The organism is Streptomyces sp. NPDC127595, assembly GCF_042671685.1.
GTDB lineage: Bacteria > Actinomycetota > Actinomycetes > Streptomycetales > Streptomycetaceae > Streptomyces.
Genome location: NZ_JBHXWK010000022.1, coordinates 63,207 through 79,226, shown reverse-complemented (window position 1 = coordinate 79,226; position 16,020 = coordinate 63,207). Strand labels below are relative to the sequence as shown.

The 16,020-nt window shown below is 70.5% G+C and carries 15 protein-coding genes; 7 read left to right on the top strand and 8 right to left on the bottom strand.

Annotation, left to right across the window (positions count from 1 at the left end; genetic code table 11):
- Positions 1 to 478: 478 nt before the first annotated feature.
- The 3 genes from ACFVKT_RS39515 to ACFVKT_RS39505 all read left to right on the top strand — a co-directional run bounded on the left by ACFVKT_RS39515 (position 479) and on the right by ACFVKT_RS39505 (position 3,164).
- On the top strand, positions 479 to 1,741 hold the full coding sequence (locus ACFVKT_RS39515; protein WP_385741609.1) for a hypothetical protein: 1,263 nt from the start codon (positions 479 to 481) through the stop codon (positions 1,739 to 1,741).
- 278 nt (positions 1,742 to 2,019) lie between these two features.
- Positions 2,020 to 2,709 carry a PH domain-containing protein gene (locus tag ACFVKT_RS39510; protein WP_385741606.1) on the top strand — a complete coding sequence of 230 codons (690 nt, stop codon included), beginning with the start codon at positions 2,020 to 2,022 and terminating at the stop codon, positions 2,707 to 2,709.
- 53 nt (positions 2,710 to 2,762) lie between these two features.
- Complete coding sequence (locus ACFVKT_RS39505) at positions 2,763 to 3,164, top strand: hypothetical protein (RefSeq protein ID WP_385741603.1); 402 nt, start codon at positions 2,763 to 2,765, stop codon at positions 3,162 to 3,164.
- 40 nt (positions 3,165 to 3,204) lie between these two features.
- Here ACFVKT_RS39505 and ACFVKT_RS39500 read toward each other — a convergent pair whose 3' ends face one another.
- From ACFVKT_RS39500 to ACFVKT_RS39490, 3 genes are all read right to left on the bottom strand, one after another.
- Positions 3,205 to 4,836, bottom strand: a complete 1,632-nt coding sequence (locus tag ACFVKT_RS39500; protein WP_385741600.1) for a phospho-sugar mutase — start codon at positions 4,834 to 4,836, stop codon at positions 3,205 to 3,207.
- A gap of 209 nt (positions 4,837 to 5,045) precedes the next feature.
- Positions 5,046 to 5,870, bottom strand: a complete 825-nt coding sequence (locus tag ACFVKT_RS39495) for a purine-nucleoside phosphorylase (RefSeq protein ID WP_385741597.1) — start codon at positions 5,868 to 5,870, stop codon at positions 5,046 to 5,048.
- 150 nt (positions 5,871 to 6,020) lie between these two features.
- On the bottom strand, positions 6,021 to 6,458 hold the full coding sequence (locus ACFVKT_RS39490) for a gamma-glutamylcyclotransferase (protein WP_266455309.1): 438 nt from the start codon (positions 6,456 to 6,458) through the stop codon (positions 6,021 to 6,023).
- Positions 6,459 to 6,588: 130 nt separating this feature from the next.
- Here ACFVKT_RS39490 and ACFVKT_RS39485 point away from each other — a divergent pair, with 130 nt between their 5' ends.
- Both ACFVKT_RS39485 and ACFVKT_RS39480 read left to right on the top strand, forming a co-directional pair.
- The gene (locus tag ACFVKT_RS39485; RefSeq protein WP_385741594.1) at positions 6,589 to 8,037 is read left to right on the top strand and encodes an NAD(P)H-quinone dehydrogenase; all 1,449 of its coding nucleotides are present in this window, start codon (positions 6,589 to 6,591) and stop codon (positions 8,035 to 8,037) included.
- 167 nt (positions 8,038 to 8,204) lie between these two features.
- Positions 8,205 to 9,170 (top strand): DeoR/GlpR family DNA-binding transcription regulator, encoded by a 966-nt coding sequence (locus ACFVKT_RS39480; protein WP_385741591.1) that lies wholly within the window; start codon positions 8,205 to 8,207, stop codon positions 9,168 to 9,170.
- Between the two features lie 207 nt (positions 9,171 to 9,377).
- On the opposite strand, the gene ACFVKT_RS39475 is transcribed toward ACFVKT_RS39480, so the two are convergent.
- Positions 9,378 to 11,150, bottom strand: coding sequence for an acetyl/propionyl/methylcrotonyl-CoA carboxylase subunit alpha (locus ACFVKT_RS39475; protein WP_385741588.1), 1,773 nt, complete (start codon positions 11,148 to 11,150; stop codon positions 9,378 to 9,380).
- Between the two features lie 354 nt (positions 11,151 to 11,504).
- On the opposite strand from ACFVKT_RS39475, the gene ACFVKT_RS39470 reads away from it, so the two are divergent.
- Positions 11,505 to 11,993, top strand: a complete 489-nt coding sequence (locus ACFVKT_RS39470) for a hypothetical protein (RefSeq protein ID WP_385741585.1) — start codon at positions 11,505 to 11,507, stop codon at positions 11,991 to 11,993.
- On the opposite strand, the gene ACFVKT_RS39465 is transcribed toward ACFVKT_RS39470, so the two are convergent.
- A complete protein-coding gene (locus ACFVKT_RS39465; RefSeq protein ID WP_385741582.1) occupies positions 11,994 to 12,614 on the bottom strand; it encodes a Maf family protein in 621 nt (206 codons plus the stop codon).
- Positions 12,615 to 12,666: 52 nt separating this feature from the next.
- Positions 12,667 to 12,795, bottom strand: a complete 129-nt coding sequence (mmpB, locus tag ACFVKT_RS39460; protein WP_385741579.1) for a morphogenic membrane protein MmpB — start codon at positions 12,793 to 12,795, stop codon at positions 12,667 to 12,669.
- A gap of 153 nt (positions 12,796 to 12,948) precedes the next feature.
- Here mmpB and ACFVKT_RS39455 point away from each other — a divergent pair, with 153 nt between their 5' ends.
- Positions 12,949 to 14,079 carry an SGNH/GDSL hydrolase family protein gene (locus tag ACFVKT_RS39455; protein WP_385741576.1) on the top strand — a complete coding sequence of 377 codons (1,131 nt, stop codon included), beginning with the start codon at positions 12,949 to 12,951 and terminating at the stop codon, positions 14,077 to 14,079.
- Positions 14,080 to 14,131: 52 nt separating this feature from the next.
- On the opposite strand, the gene ACFVKT_RS39450 is transcribed toward ACFVKT_RS39455, so the two are convergent.
- Positions 14,132 to 14,341, bottom strand: coding sequence for an acyl-CoA carboxylase epsilon subunit (locus tag ACFVKT_RS39450; protein WP_385741574.1), 210 nt, complete (start codon positions 14,339 to 14,341; stop codon positions 14,132 to 14,134).
- Positions 14,342 to 14,358: 17 nt separating this feature from the next.
- The gene (locus ACFVKT_RS39445) at positions 14,359 to 15,960 is read right to left on the bottom strand and encodes an acyl-CoA carboxylase subunit beta (RefSeq protein WP_385741571.1); all 1,602 of its coding nucleotides are present in this window, start codon (positions 15,958 to 15,960) and stop codon (positions 14,359 to 14,361) included.
- Between the last annotated feature and the right edge of the window lie 60 nt (positions 15,961 to 16,020).

Sequence of the window (16,020 nt, the reverse complement as noted above, 5' to 3'; positions counted from 1 at the left end):
CGTCGGGCAGTGGGGTGGGGGTCCGGTGAGGCGGGCGTACGCGACGGGCATTTGATGTACCGGCCCCCGGCCCCTTCCGCCGTCTTCCGGGTGCGGCCCGGTGGTGGTGGCGGTGGGGGCTTGGGTGCGTCCGAGGCCGGGGGTGGACTTGCCCGTCCGTGGGTGGGGAGGTGGGGTGTTTGGGCGGCCTTGGTCGGTTGGTGTGAGGTAAGTCATCGTGTGCGTTGTGTGTAGGGCACTTATCTGCCCAGGGGTGTGCATGTAATGGTCATGCACATCGCTGGGCAGGTAATTCGATCGCTGCCCTTTCTTCAGAGGATCTGACGTGCGCAACGGTGTGCGGAACGTGCTGATTTCGGCCGTGACGGCTGCGACCTTGACCGTGACGGGGTGCTCTGCGGCAGGGGTAACGGCGGCGCAAGGGGCTGGAACGCAGACCGGGGCGGCCGATGGCGAGGCGGTGGCGGTGGCCGGAGCCGTGTCTTCCCCTTCCGCCGCTGTCACCGGGGCCGCCGGTTCGACAGCCACCGGGGCGGGGACCACGGACAAGGGCGGCTCGGCCGAGGCGGGGGACCGGTCGTCGCAGAAGTCGTCGCTGAAGGTGACCTCGTACGACGCGAAGAGCGGGCGGGCCGTGGTTTCGGACGGTGATTCGAAGCCCGCGGCCGTCGTCGTCGGCGACGTCCTGGCCAGTGCGCCGGTGCCGTCGGCGCCGGACGGCCTGCTGGTCAAGGTCACCCGGGTGCTGGGCGGGACGACCACGGGCACGGAGGTCGCGACCGAGCCGGCCACGCTCCGCGAACTGCTGGGAAAGAGCAAGGTCGATGAGACGGCGGCGGTGGATCCGTCCTCCGTCACGGTCAAGGCGCTCGACGCGGACGTGACCGTTTCGGGGAAGAAGGGCAGCGGTGCCACCTTCGGTTCGAAGGGGGCGGATGTGCCGCTGGGGACGATCCGGGTCGACGTCAGCGACTCGGTGGCGACCGCCTCCGGCGCCCCCGCGTCCGCCAAGGCGTCGGTCAAGGGATACGTGGAGCTGACGCCCGAGGTCGAGTTCGCCTACGACGGCAGCACCGCCGGCGCCGACGGGCAGCCGGCCTCCGCGTACATCGGCCTGTCCGGTGACTGGTCCTCGCAGTGGGAACTGGACGGGCAGGCGTCCGCCACGCAGAAGGGCACCAAGGTGCCGTTCGCCGAACTGCACACCGACGTCGTGATCTACGTCGGCCCGGTGCCCGTCGTGGTCAACCTCGGCTACGTCCTCTACTACCAGGTCGACGCCGACGGCAAGGTCAGCGTCCGCGTCTCGCAGAGCGCCACCGGCGATTTCACGGCCGGCGGCAGCTACAGCCGCGCGACCGGCTGGAGCCCGGTGAACAAGGCCTCGATGGCTGTCAGCCCGGTGAAGTCGGCGGTGACGAGCGCGGGCAACGCGAAGGCCACGTTGGGCGCCGAGGCGTCGGTCGGGCTCTACGGGGCCGCCGACGTCACCCTCGACATCGCCCCATACGCCCGGGTCGCGGCGACAGGCGCCGCCACCGGGACAGTGACCGCGGCCCCCGGCAAGACCCCGAGCAGCACCGGCGACGTCGTCCTCGCCTGGACGGTGTACGGCGGATACGACATCAGCGGCACGCTGAACGTCCATCTGACGGTGTTCAGTACGGAGATGGACAAGAGCATTCGGCTGTTCACCCTGCACGGCGAGAAGAAGCTCGACGAGGGCCATTACGAGGGGTGAGGTAGATCTTTCAGCCCGTCCAGCGTTTGGCCGCGAGGCGGTGCCATCCCGGTCAGCCACTCACCCGTGGGGGCGGCACTCTTCAGCCCGTCCGGCGTTTGAGGACGAGCGCGTTCTGCGCGATGTGGGGGTCTGGGGGCGGCAGCCCCCAGGAAGCAAGGGACGGGTAGGGGCGGAGGGGGCGAAAGAAGGCTCTGGTCGCAGGCCCGCACCGGGTGCCCGGGAAGGTGCGAGGCACCGGGCAGGGGGACGGGGGACGCGTCGGGCAGAATCGGGGTATGACGACCCCGGATCACCAGTCACCCACGCCGGACGCCTCGCGACCCGAGTCGAAGGACCGGATCTACCGGTCGCCCGCCGGCATGGCGGGCGGCGCCCTGCTGCTGGCCCTCGTGGGCTGGCTCGGCATCGACGCGCTGGTCTCCGGCCAGGACCGCACCCCCTGGCTGGCACTCGCCGCGATGATCCTCATCGTGCCCTTGGTCGTCGCGTTCACCCTGCGTCCGGCCGTCTACGCCAACGCCGACCGGCTGAGCATCCGCAACCCGCTCCGCGCGATCGTGCTGCCCTGGGGCCAGGTCGCCGGACTGCGCTCCGGCTACTCGAACGAGGTCGTCGACCAGACCGGCCGGAAGTTCCAGCTGTGGGCGGTGCCGGTGTCGCTGCGCGGACGCAAGAAGGCGGCCCAGCGTGAGGCGCGGGGGGCCGCCGGCGCGGCCGGGAAGCGCCGGGGTGGTGGCGGGCTGGGAGGCTTCGGGTTCGGCGGCCTTGGAGGTCCGGCAGCCGAACCGTCCGGGCCGGCGCTGGCGGAGACCGACCGGATCATGCACGAACTGCGCGAGCTCCGGGAGACGCGGCGGGACGCGGAGAGCGCGCAGGGCGAGGTGACCGTGCGATGGGCGTACGAGATCGTCGGCCCTGCGATTGCCGGGGCCGTGTTGCTGGTGGTTCTGCTGGCCATGGGGTGAGTGGTCGAGGAGCGATGGCCCAGGGGCGATGACGTAGGCCGACCGTCCAGGGCGTGAGGTACGTACGCGAATGCCTTGCTGAGGGCACGGCCGTACCCGTCCGCGTGTACCAGGCGACGGCGCTGTTCGGCGCCGTGGTCTGTGCGCTGCCGGCCGTCGAAACGCCGGACGCCTTCGCGGCCACCTACGCGAAGATCAGCGGACTCCGCTCGACCTGGAGCGCCAACGCGGTCGAACAGTGGCGCCACAACGTCCGCCGGCAGGGCATGCCCCGGATATCGCCGCCTGCCTCTCGGTCTTCCTCCGGTCGCAGGGCCCGCTGGGGGCGGCCCCGCTCACCATGGCCGCCCACCCCGGAGACCTGGATCGCCGGCGTACCCGTACCGGCCGCCCTCGGTCTCGTCGTCTCAGGAGCAAGCGACAGCCCAACTCCCCGTGAACCAAGGGGCACTTGAGCACACCGGAGCAGGCGCGCGACAGGTGTCCCCGTACGGGTCAGATGCCCGCGGCGGCCGACAGGTCCCGCTTGACGGCGGCCAGCAGCTCGGCCGCCTTCGCCCGCGCAGCGCCGAGCCCCTCGTGCGAGGCGACGGGCACCACGACCTCCAGGTAGCACTTCAGCTTCGGCTCGGTCCCGCTGGGCCGGACGATGACGCGCGCGCCCTCAAGGGTGTAGCGCAGCCCGTCCGTGGGGGGCAGCGTGTCCGTGCCCTTCGTGAGGTCCTCGGCCCCGGTGATCGCCAGGCCCGCGAGCCGCGTGGGCGGCCGCTCGCGCAGGCGCTGCATGGCGTTCGCGATCACCGAGAGGTCCTCGACACGGACCGCGAGCTGGTCGGTGGCGTGCAGGCCGTACTCGACGGCGATGTCGTCGAGGAGGTCGAGGAGCGTGCGCCCCTGCTCCTTGAGTTCCGAAGCCAGCTCCGTGATCAGCAGCGCCGCCGTGATGCCGTCCTTGTCGCGTACGCCGTCGGGGTCGACGCAGTAGCCGAGCGCCTCCTCGTACCCGTACCGAAGGCCCTCGACGCGGGCGATCCACTTGAAGCCGGTGAGCGTCTCCTCGAACGGCAGCCCCGCCTTCTCGGCGATCCGCCCCAGCAGCGAGGAGGAGACGATCGACTCGGCGAAGGTGCCGCGCGCGCCGCGCTTCACGAGGTGCTGGGCGAGCAGTGCGCCCACCTCGTCACCGCGCAGCATCCGCCAGCCGGCACCGTCCCTGACGGCCACGGCGCAGCGGTCCGCGTCCGGGTCGTTCGCGATGATCAGGTCCGGCTCGGTCTCGCGGGCCTTCGCGAAGGCGAGGTCCATCGCGCCGGGCTCTTCGGGGTTCGGGAACGCGACCGTCGGGAAGTCCGGGTCCGGTTCGGCCTGTTCGGCGACGAGGACGGGCTCCGGGAAGCCGGCCCGCGCGAACGCCGCGAGGAGGGTGTCCTTGCCGACGCCGTGCATCGCGGTGTAGACGGTGCGGGCGGTGCGCGGGGAACCGGCGGCCAGTACGGCGTCCGTACGGGCCAGATAGGCCTCCAGGACGGCGTCGTCGAGGATCTCCCAGCCGCCGTCCGGGCGGGGGACGTCCGCGAGCGCCCGGACCGCGTCGATCTCGGCGGCGATCTCGGCGTCGGCCGGCGGCACGATCTGCGAACCGTCGCCCAGATACACCTTGTAGCCGTTGTCGCGGGGCGGGTTGTGGCTGGCGGTGACCTCCACGCCCGCCACCGCGCCGAGGTGCCTTATGGCGTACGCGAGGACGGGGGTGGGGAGCGGGTACGGGAGCACGGCGGCGCGCAGGCCCGCGCCGGTCATGACCGCGGCGGTGTCCTGGGCGAAGTCGGCGGACTTGTGGCGGGCGTCGTAGCCGATGACGACCAGGCCGTCCGTCTCGCCCTTGCCCTTGAGGTACGCGGCGAGGCCGGCGGCCGCGCGGATGACCACGGCGCGGTTCATCCGCATCGGGCCCGCGCCGAGTTCGCCGCGCAGGCCTGCGGTGCCGAACTGGAGAGTTCCGCTGAAGCGTGCGGTGAGCTCCGCCGTGTCCCCGGCGGCGATGAGCTTCGCGAGCTCCTCACGGGTCTCCGCGTCCGGGTCCTCGGCCAGCCACGCCTCGGCCCGCGCGATGAGTTCGTCCTGCACGTGGGATGCGCCTCTCTGTCTTCGTTCGTACGTACGTTGCTGTGTACCCGGTTTCTTCGCCCCCTCCGCCCCTGCCCGTCCCTTGACCCCGCTGCGCGGGGTTCAGCCCGTCCGGCGTTTGAGGACGAGGCCGTTCAGGCCGAAGCGGGGGTCTGGGGGCGGCAGCCCGCAGGAACAAGGGACGGGCAGGGGCGGAGGGGGCGAAAAAGCTACAGCCGGTCCAGCACCTGGGTGAGCAGCGCCCCCATCCGGGTCGCCGAGTCGCGGCCCGCCTGGAGAACCTCCTCGTGGTTCAACGGCTCGCCCGTCATCCCTGCGGCGAGGTTGGTGACGAGGGAGATGCCGAGCACCTCGGCGCCGGCCTCACGGGCGGCGATGGCCTCGAGGGTGGTCGACATGCCGACCAGGTCGGCCCCGATCACCCGCGCCATGCGGATCTCCGCAGGCGTCTCGTAGTGCGGCCCGGGGAACTGCGCGTACACCCCCTCCTCCAGACTCGCATCGATCTCCTTGCACAGCGCCCGCAACCGCGGCGAGTACAGATCGGTGAGGTCGACGAAGTTCGCGCCGATGATCGGCGAGGTGGCCGTCAGGTTGATGTGGTCGCTGATCAGCACCGGCTGCCCGGGCCGCATGCCCTCGCGCAGCCCCCCGCACCCGTTGGTGAGCACGATGGTCTTGCAGCCGGCGGCGACGGCGGTACGGACACCGTGCGCGACGGCGGCGACACCGAGGCCTTCGTAGTAGTGGGTACGGCCAAGGAAGACCAGGGTCCTCTTGTCGCCGGTCTTGTACGAGCGGACCTTGCCGCCGTGGCCCTCGACCGCCGGCGGGGGGAACCCGGGCAGCTCGGTGACCAGGAACTCGGCCTCGGGTGTGCCGAGCGCGTCCACGGCCGGCGCCCAGCCGGAGCCCATCACGAGGGCGACGTCGTGGGTCTCGGCGCCCGTGAGCTCACGCAGGCGCGTGGCGGCGGCGTCGGCGGCGGCGTGGGGGTCGCCCTGGATGTCGTCCGGAAGAAGAGATGCGTTCACGCGCATGAGGGTAGCTGGTCCAGGCCTACGCGCGTAGATGACAGAGCTCACGGTCTTGCGATCGTTGTCTTGTCGTTTCCAACAAGCGCCGGGGGAGCATTTCCCCGAAGGGACGGACAAACGCGCAGGCAGCAGGTGGCCGCACCCGGCTCAGCAAGGCCGTTTGCGCAGCTCCATCACATAGTCATGAGGTGCCCCGGCCGATTCGGCTGCGTCGGCGAGCTCTCCCAGGTAGCGCGCCGAGGGGAGTCCGCCCTCGTACCCGTTGAGGACGTACACCCACGCGGCTTCCTCGCCCTCCAGGGTGTGCACCCGCACCCGCATCCGGCGGTAGATGTCGAGCCCCACGCCCTCCCACCGGTCCATGGAGTCCTCGTCCAGGGGCGCGATGTCGTACAGCGTCACGAATACCTGGGACCGCGGTGCCTCGACGATCGTCGCCAGCGCCCCTTCCCAGCCCATGTGCTCGCCCCCGAACGTCAGCCGCCAGTCGTTCAGCCAGCCGGTGGCGCGCAGCGGCGAGTGCGGTGCGCGGCGCGTCATGAGCCGCGGGTCGAGATTGCCGGCGTATGCGGCGTAGAGCGACATGGGGTCGAGAGTACGGCAGCAATCACGTGGGTCACTCGCGTAACAGCCGGGGCCTTCCGCGTAACAGAAGGAGCTCGAATGACGCGGCGCGCGGGCCCCGCGGCGGAAGCACCTTGAGGCGTGCGGGACAATGGAGTACGTGACTCGGATCGTGATCATTGGTGGCGGACCCGGCGGATACGAGGCGGCCCTCGTGGCCGCCCAGCTCGGCGCGGAGGTGACCGTCGTCGACTGCGACGGTCTGGGCGGGGCGTCGGTGCTCACCGACTGCGTCCCGTCGAAGACCCTCATCGCGACGGCCGAGGTGATGACCACCTTCGACTCGTCGTACGAGGAACTCGGCATCATCGTCGCCGACGACACTCCACCCATCGACGCGCCGGCGCGGGTGGTGGGCGTCGACCTCGGCAAGGTCAACCGCCGCGTGAAACGCCTCGCGCTCGCACAGTCGCACGACATCACGGCCTCCGTGACGCGGGCCGGCGCCCGTGTCCTGCGCGGTCGCGGACGTCTGGAGGGCATGCAGGCCCTGGACGGCTCCCGCAAGGTGATCGTCCGGTCCGCCGACGGCACCGAGGAGGCCCTTACCGCCGACGCCGTGCTGATCGCGACCGGCGGGCACCCCCGCGAGCTGCCCGACGCGCAGCCCGACGGCGAGCGGATCCTGAACTGGACCCAGGTGTACGACCTCGACGAACTCCCGGACGAGCTCATCGTGGTCGGCTCCGGTGTCACCGGCGCCGAGTTCGCCGGCGCCTACCAGGCACTGGGCTCGCGCGTCACGCTCGTATCCAGCCGAGACCGCGTGCTGCCCGGCGAGGACCCGGATGCCGCCGCCGTCCTGGAGGACGTCTTCCGGCGCCGTGGCATGAACGTCATGGCGCGCTCCCGCGCCGAGTCCGCCAAGCGGGTCGGCGACCGGGTCGAGGTCACCCTCTCCGACGGCCGGGTCATCAGCGGCTCGCACTGCCTGATGGCCGTCGGCGCCATCCCGAACAGCAGCGGGATGGGCCTGGAGGAGGCCGGCGTCAAGGTCAGGGACTCCGGGCACATCTGGACCGACAAGGTCTCCAGGACCTCCGCTCCCGGGGTGTACGCCGCCGGTGATGTGACCGGCATCTTCGCCCTCGCGTCCGTCGCCGCCATGCAGGGCCGCATCGCCATGTACCACTTCCTCGGCGACGCGGTGGCCCCGCTGAACCTGAAGACGGTCTCCTCGAACGTCTTCACCGACCCGGAGATCGCCACCGTCGGCTACTCGCAGGCCGACGTCGACGGGGGCAAGATCGACGCCCGCGTGGTCAAGCTGCCGCTCCTGCGCAACCCGCGCGCCAAGATGCAGGGCATCCGGGACGGCTTCGTCAAGATCTTCTGCCGCCCGGGCACCGGGATCGTGGTGGGCGGTGTGGTCGTCTCCCCCCACGCCTCGGAACTGATCCACCCCATCTCGATCGCGGTCGACAACAATCTGACGGTCGAACAGATCGCGAACGCGTTCACCGTGTACCCGTCCCTGTCGGGCTCGATCGCCGAGGTGGCACGGCAGTTGCACACGAGGAAGACCGAAGGTGGCAGCTGACCCCCAGCGGCGACTCCCCGCTGGTCACGGGGAGTTGCCGCCCATTCGTACGGCATAGGCGGCGCGAGTAGGCGCGTATACCACTTGGCGCCCTGCCATGCGAACAACTTCTGTTATTCGGCGCAAACTGCTGAAAGCAGACGGTCGTTGGGGTTACTGTCAGTTTCGTGTTCGCTGCAGAACGTCGCCAATTGATCCTCGAAATGGTGCGAGCGAACGGGGCCGTGTCGCTCCGTGAGCTCGCCCGCGTCGTCCAGACCTCCGAAGTGACCGTACGGCGGGACGTGCGCGCACTGGAGGCAGAAGGACTCCTCGACCGCCGGCATGGCGGTGCGGTATTGCCGGGCGGGTTCACGCGAGAATCCGGCTTTCCGCAGAAATCACATCTCGCGACCGCAGAGAAGACGGCCATCGCCGATCTCGCCGCAGGTCTTGTCGAAGAGGGCGAGGCCATCGTGGTGGGCGCGGGGACCACCACGCAGGAGCTGGCTCGCCGGCTCGCGCGGGTACCCGGGCTGACCGTCGTCACCAACTCCCTCCTGGTGGCCCAGGCGCTGGCCCACGCCAACCGGGTGGAAGTCGTGATGACCGGCGGCACCCTGCGCGGTTCCAACTACGCCCTGGTCGGCTCGGGCGCCGAGCAGTCCCTCCAGGGGCTGCGGGTCTCCCGCGCCTTCCTCTCCGGAAGCGGACTGACCGCCGAGCGCGGCCTGTCCACCTCCAACATGCTGTCGGCCTCGGTCGACCGGGCGCTCGTCCAGGCCGCCGCGGAGGTCGTCGTCCTCGCCGACCACACCAAGCTCGGTACGGACACGATGTTCCAGACGGTCCCGACCGATCTGATCACCCGCCTGGTCACGGACGAACCCCCGGCCCATGACGACCGTGCCCTCACCGAACTGCAGGCCCTGGCCGACCAGGGCGTACAGATCGCGGTCGCCGGATCGTCCGCGGGCAGCGGCGCGGGAGGCGATCCCGTCCCGGCGGGGCGCCCGCCACGCCGGGACATGCCGCTCCCCGGACCGCGCCGCGGCCAGGTCCCCGGCACGGCACCCCAGTTGCGCTCGGCCACGGTCCTGGGCGAGCAGCCCCCCGGGGAGCGAGCGAGGGTGGCGGACCTGCGCCGCCGCTGACCGTCCGCGGTGGCGCCGGGCCCGGGAGCCCAGGAACGCCGAAGCGCCCGGCGGACTGACTTCTCCAGTCCGACAGGCGCTCCGGGATGTCGTACGACTCTCTTGTACGGGTGGGTCCTCAGGGCCGTGTCGTACGACTGTCTCGTACGGGCGGGTCCTGAGAGCCGTGTCGTACGACCATCTCCTGCGGGTGGGATCCGAGGGCCGTCAGTCCTTGATCTCGCAGATCGCGGCGCCAGAGGTGAGCGAGGCGCCGACCTCGGCGGTGAGGCCCTTGACGGTGCCCGAGCGGTGGGCGTTGAGGGGCTGTTCCATCTTCATCGCTTCGAGTACGACGATGAGGTCGCCCTCCTTGACCTCCTGGCCCTCCTCGACGGCCACCTTGACGATGGTCCCCTGCATGGGGGAGGCGAGGGTGTCGCCGGAGGCCACCGGTCCCGACTTCTTCGCCGCCCGGCGCTTGGGCTTGGCGCCCGCCGCCAGACCGGTGCGGGCCAGCGACATGCCCAGCGAGTAGGGCAGCGAGACCTCAAGGCGCTTGCCGCCGACCTCGACGACGATCGTCTCGCGGTCCGTCTCGTCCTCCGCCTCGGTGTCGGCGGGGGTGGCGAAGGCGGGGATCTCGTTGACGAACTCGGTCTCGATCCACCGGGTGTGGACCGTGAACGGGTCGGTGGAGCCGGTCAGTTCGGGGGCGAACGCGGGGTCCTTGACGACCGCGCGGTGGAAGGGGATGGCGGTGGCCATGCCCTCGACGGTGAACTCCCCGAGCGCGCGGGCGGCGCGCTGGAGCGCCTGCTCGCGGGTGGCGCCGGTGACGATCAGCTTGGCGAGCAGGGAGTCCCAGGCGGGGCCGATGACGCTGCCGGCCTCGACACCCGCGTCCAGGCGGACGCCCGGGCCCGACGGCGGGTCGAACACGGTCACCGTGCCGGGGGCGGGCAGGAAGCCGCGTCCCGGGTCCTCGCCGTTGATGCGGAACTCGAAGGAGTGGCCACGCAGTTCGGGGTCGCCGTAGCCGAGTTCCTCGCCGTCGGCGATGCGGAACATCTCGCGTACGAGGTCGATGCCGGCGACCTCCTCGGTGACCGGGTGCTCGACCTGGAGACGGGTGTTGACCTCCAGGAAGGAGATCGTGCCGTCGGTGCCGACGAGGAACTCCACGGTGCCCGCGCCGACATAGCCGGCTTCCTTCAGGATCGCCTTGGAGGAGGTGTACAACTCGGCGACCTGGGCGTCGGAGAGGAAGGGCGCCGGGGCCTCCTCGACGAGCTTCTGGTGGCGGCGCTGGAGCGAGCAGTCACGGGTGGACACGACGACCACGTTGCCGTGGGAGTCGGCCAGGCACTGCGTCTCCACATGCCGGGGCTTGTCGAGGTAGCGCTCGACGAAGCACTCGCCGCGGCCGAAGGCGGCGACCGCCTCGCGGACGGCCGAGTCGTACAGCTCCGGCACCTCTTCGAGGGTGCGGGCGACCTTCAGACCGCGTCCGCCGCCGCCGAAGGCGGCCTTGATGGCGATGGGCAGGCCGTGCTGCTCGGCGAACGCGACGACCTCGTCGGAGCCGGACACCGGGTCGGGTGTGCCGGCCACCAGCGGGGCGCCGGCGCGCTGGGCGATGTGCCGGGCGGCGACCTTGTCACCGAGATCGCGGATCGCCTGCGGCGGCGGGCCGATCCACACCAGGCCGGCGTCCAGCACCGCCTGGGCGAAGTCCGCGTTCTCGGAAAGGAAGCCGTAACCGGGGTGGATGGCGTCCGCCCCCGAATCCTTGGCGGCCTGCAGCACCTTGGCGACATCCAGATAACTGGTGGCCGGGGTGTCACCGCCCAATGCGAACGCCTCGTCCGCCGCACGGACATGCGAAGCGTCCCGGTCCGGTTCCGCGTAGACGGCAACGCTCGCGATGCCGGCATCCCGGCACGCCCGGGCCACGCGGACAGCGATTTCGCCACGGTTGGCGATGAGCACCTTGCGCACGATGGCTCCCTCCTTGAAACAAGCCGAGTTTAGGGACAGCCGACACGAGCTTTCGACCCGTCCCCAATGGTGAGCTTGCCCACACGGAGCGTGACTCGAGGCGCGCTCGACCGGCGAAATCCCTTGTCGCGCCACGGCACACGGGATCCCTTCCCTGAACCCTAGCCCTCCTCTGTGGTCAAGGTCTCTGTGCGTCAGTGCTGCGTGCCACAGGGTTTCTTTGTCGAGTCCCTACGAATGGCCCAATGATTCTTTGCCCTCGGCAGAACCCTTGTCCCGAGGTTTACCCGTTAGTAGCGTTCAGGGTGCTCGAACGTACTAGGGGTAACAGCACACGGAAGCGGGTGGGGACCGGTGGTGCGCAGACCGGTGGCGTGGGTGGCGGCGATCGTGCTCTTCGTGGAGGCGATCGGCATCGCGCTGCTGAACTGGTTGCTCGGCACGGTCGTCGACAACCAGGACATGTCCCTGGCGGGGCTCGACCCGGACATGATGTCCCTCTCGTCGAAGGCCGGAGGCGTGGTCTTCGGCCTCTACTTCGCGCTGTGCGGCCTCACCGCCCTGCTCGTCGCCGTGCGAGACCGGGCCCCGGGCCTCTTCGGACGGATCCTGCTCATCAGCGCCGCGGTGGTGCATGGCCTGCTGGGTACGCTCACGGTGGGTCTGGTGGGCTGGGAGGCCTTCGCCTTCCTGATGGTGGGGCTCGCGCTGATCGTGTTCACGCTCCTGGCGTTCGACCGCCAGGAGGGCCCGTCCGACGCCGTGCCCGAGACGGGCGGCAACGGCGACGGAGGAGCGCCGGCCACCGGTCCCGCGGCCCCTCCGGTCCCGTCGGCCTCCTGATCACTTCTCCCGGGGCGTCCACAACTGGGTGATTCCGACGCCCAGTTCGGCCAGCAGACGGCGTACCAGCGGCAGCGAGATCCCGATCACGTTGCCGTGGTCGCCGTCGATGCCGTTGATGAAGGGTGCCGAACGACCGTCGAGGGTGAACGCCCCCGCCACATAGAGGGGTTCACCCGAAGCGACGTACGCGGCGATCTCGGTGTCGCTGGGATCGCCGAAGTGGACCACCGTGGACGCGGTCGCCGAGACGTAGCGCTTGGCCGCCGTGTCGTAGACGCAGTGGCCGGTCTGGAGGGTCCCGGCGCGGCCGCGCATCGACTTCCAGCGGGCGGTGGCCTCCTCGGCGTCGGCGGGCTTGCCGTACGCCTGGCCGTCCAGGTCGAGCACCGAGTCGCAGCCGATCACCAGGGCGCCCTGCACCTCGGGCTTCGCCGCCACGACGGAGGCCTTCGCCTCGGCCAGCGCGAGGGCGAGTTCGGCGGGGGTCGGCGCGCTGACGGCTTCCTCGTCGACCCCGCTGACGATCACCTCGGGGTCGAGGCCGGCCTGCCTCAGCAGGTTGAGCCGGGCGGGGGACTGCGAGGCGAGCACGAGACGGCGCGGCGGCTGATCAGTCATGTGATCAGGGTATCGGCGCGCCTCGCATGATCGTGCCTCCCGTGATCGCGCCTCACATGATTCCGAGCACCACCATCGCGAGCACCATGGCCAACGCCACCAGAACCCCCAGGCGCCGCAACATGTCCTGAGTGTCGCGGAGTTCCTTGGGCGGCTCGTTCTCGGGGTCGGACCACAGCATGTCTTCGATCGTGCGACGGCGGACGGCCGGGCGCCTGAGTACGCGTACTCAACTTGCACAAACGGGTCTGGGGTTTCTTTAGCGTGTCATCGCCTGCTACCGTCGTGCTCACCACTAAAGGGACAATGGCCCCATTAAATGGAGGCAGCTGCCGTGTTCACCACCGCCTGGACCGCATCGCCCCAGCTCCCCGCCGAGGGCTTCACCCCCAACTGGTCGCGGGAGGGTTTCTGGCGCCAGTCGCTGCGCCAGGCCGTCCGTCTCACCGCGGGCGGCGACCGGGTCCGTGTCCGGCTGTCCAACGCGTACGGCACCTCGCCGCTGCGGATCGCGGGCGCCACCGTGGCCCGCGCGGGCGAAGGGGCTGCCGTCGAGCCCGGTTCGGTGCGGCGGCTCACCTTCGGCGGGGCCGCCTCGGCAGAGATCCCCGCGCGCGGCCTCGCCGTCAGTGACCCTGCCGAACTCACCCTGGAATCACTGGAATCGGTGACTGTCACCCTCCACCTCGACGCCGTCACCGGCCCCGCGACCTTCCACGCGCAGGCCTTCGCGACCAGTCACCGCGCCCCCGGCGACCGCCTGATGGACGCGCGGGGCGAGGCCTTCGGCGCGTCCTCCGAGTCCTGGTACTTCCTGTCGGCCGTCGAGGTCGACACCGGCCGCCGGGACGCCGTGGCGCTCTTCGGGGACTCCATCACGGACGGTTTCGGCTCGACCCCGGGCGCGAACCGCCGCTGGTCCGACGCGCTCGCCGAATGCACCGGGCGGCCCGTCCTCAACGCGGGCATCGGCGGGAACCTGCTGCTCAACGACTCGGCCTGGTACGGCGAGAAGGGCGTCCACCGGCTCGGCCGCGACGTCCTGGACCACCCGGGCGTGAACACCCTCGTCGTGCTCCAGGGGCTCAACGACATCGGCTTCAGCGAGACCGACGAACAGCCCACGTACAAGCCCGCGCCGGTCGTCGAGGCCGACGAACTCATCGACGGTTACCGGGAGTTGATACGGCAGGCGCGTGCGAGGGGCCTTCGGGTGATCGGCTCCACCCTGCTCCCCTTCGGCGGCTCCGACCACTGGGGCGAGCATGCGGCGAAGGTGAGCCGCGAGGTGAACGAGTGGATCCGGGGCGCGGGCGAGTGGGACGCGGCGCTGGACCTGAACCGCGTACTGGCCGATCCGGGCGACCCGGACCGGCTGCACCCGGCGTACGACTTCGGCGATCACCTGCACCCCAACGACAAGGGGTACGCGGTGATGGCCGAAGCCCTTGCGGAACTGCTCTAGCGGAACCGTTTCGGCGGAGGTGCAGGAGTCGGTGCTCGCCGCCGGTCCCGCTCTAACCGGGCCAGTACGTGCGGCCCCACGCCGTCGGGCCCGGCTGCGGCAGCCGGCGCGTGGCGATACGGGCCGGGTCGGCCCACGCGTCACCGGCCCCGGGCGCGCCGGACGGCGCGGAAGCCGCCGCCGCGGCGCGCACCCGGACCACCGCGAGTGCGGCGGCCAGCTCCTCAGGGGTCGGATTGCCCCGTACGACCTTGATCGTCATAACCGCTCCCAGGGGGCCTAGAGGGGGATGTTGCCGTGCTTCTTCGGAGGCAGTGATTCCCGCTTCGTACGCAGCGCACGCAGGCCGCGTACGACATGGGCGCGGGTGTCGGACGGCATGATCACGCCGTCGATGTAGCCGCGCTCGGCCGCCGTGTAGGGGTTGAGGAGTGTGTCCTCGTACTCCTGGATCAGCCGGGCCCGGGTCGCCTCTTTCTCATCGGGGTCCGTGGCGCCCGCGATGGTGCGCTTGTGCAGGATGTTGACCGCGCCCTGCGCGCCCATCACCGCGATCTGGGCGGTGGGCCAGGCGAGATTGAGGTCGGCGCCCAGGTGCTTGGAGCCCATGACGTCGTACGCGCCGCCGAAGGCCTTGCGGGTGATGACCGTGATGAGCGGGACGGTCGCCTCGGCGTAGGCGTAGATCAGCTTGGCGCCGCGGCGGATGATGCCGGTGTGCTCCTGGTCGACGCCGGGCAGGAAGCCGGGCACGTCCACGAAGGTGATGACCGGGACGTTGAAGGCGTCGCACGTCCGGACGAACCGCGCGGCCTTCTCGCTCGCGTCGATGTCCAGGCAACCCGCGAACTGCATCGGCTGGTTGGCGACGATGCCGACGGGGCGGCCCTCCACCCGTCCGAACCCGGTGAGGATGTTCGGCGCGAACAGCGGCTGTGTCTCGAAGAACTCGGCGTCGTCCAGGATGTGTTCGATCACCGTGTGCATGTCGTACGGCTGGTTCGCGCTGTCCGGCACGAGTACGTCCAGCTCGCGGTCCTCGTCGGTGACGGTGAGGTCCGCCTCCTCGGGGAAGACCGGGGGCTCGCTGAGGTTGTTGGACGGCAGGTACGACAGCAGCTGCTTGACGTACTCGATGGCGTCCTTCTCGTCGCCCGCCATGTGGTGGGCCACGCCGGACACCGAGTTGTGCGTCCGGGCGCCGCCCAGCTCCTCGAAGCCGACGTCCTCGCCCGTCACCGTCTTGATGACGTCGGGCCCGGTGATGAACATGTGCGAGGTCTGGTCGACCATGATCGTGAAGTCGGTGATCGCGGGCGAGTAGACCGCGCCGCCCGCGCAGGGGCCGACGACGAGCGAGATCTGCGGGATGACCCCGGACGCGTGGGTGTTGCGGCGGAAGATCTCGCCGTACATGCCCAGCGCGCTGACACCCTCCTGGATGCGGGCGCCGCCCGAGTCGTTGATACCGATGACCGGACAGCCGGTCTTCAGCGCGAAGTCCATCACCTTCATGATCTTCTGGCCGAAGACCTCGCCGAGGGCGCCGCCGAAGACGGTGAAGTCCTGCGAGAACACCGCGACAGGACGGCCGTCGACCGTGCCGTACCCGGTGACGACACCGTCGCCGTACGGGCGGTTGTCCGCCAGGCCGAAGTCCGTGGACCGGTGCTGCGCGAACTCGTCGAACTCGACGAAGGAGGTCTCGTCGAGGAGCAGCTCGATCCGCTCACGGGCCGTCAACTTGCCCTTGGCGTGCTGCTTTTCGACGGCGCGTGCCGAGCCGGCGTGCGTCGCCTTGTCGATGCGGTGCTGCAGGTCCGCGATCTTGCCGGCGGTGGTGTGGATGTCGGGGTGGTGCAGCTCTTCCGGCTCGGACATCGGGATGCGGCTCCCTGCCTGCTCAGTGGGGACGTGCGGGTTACATGCTCAAGAATGCTG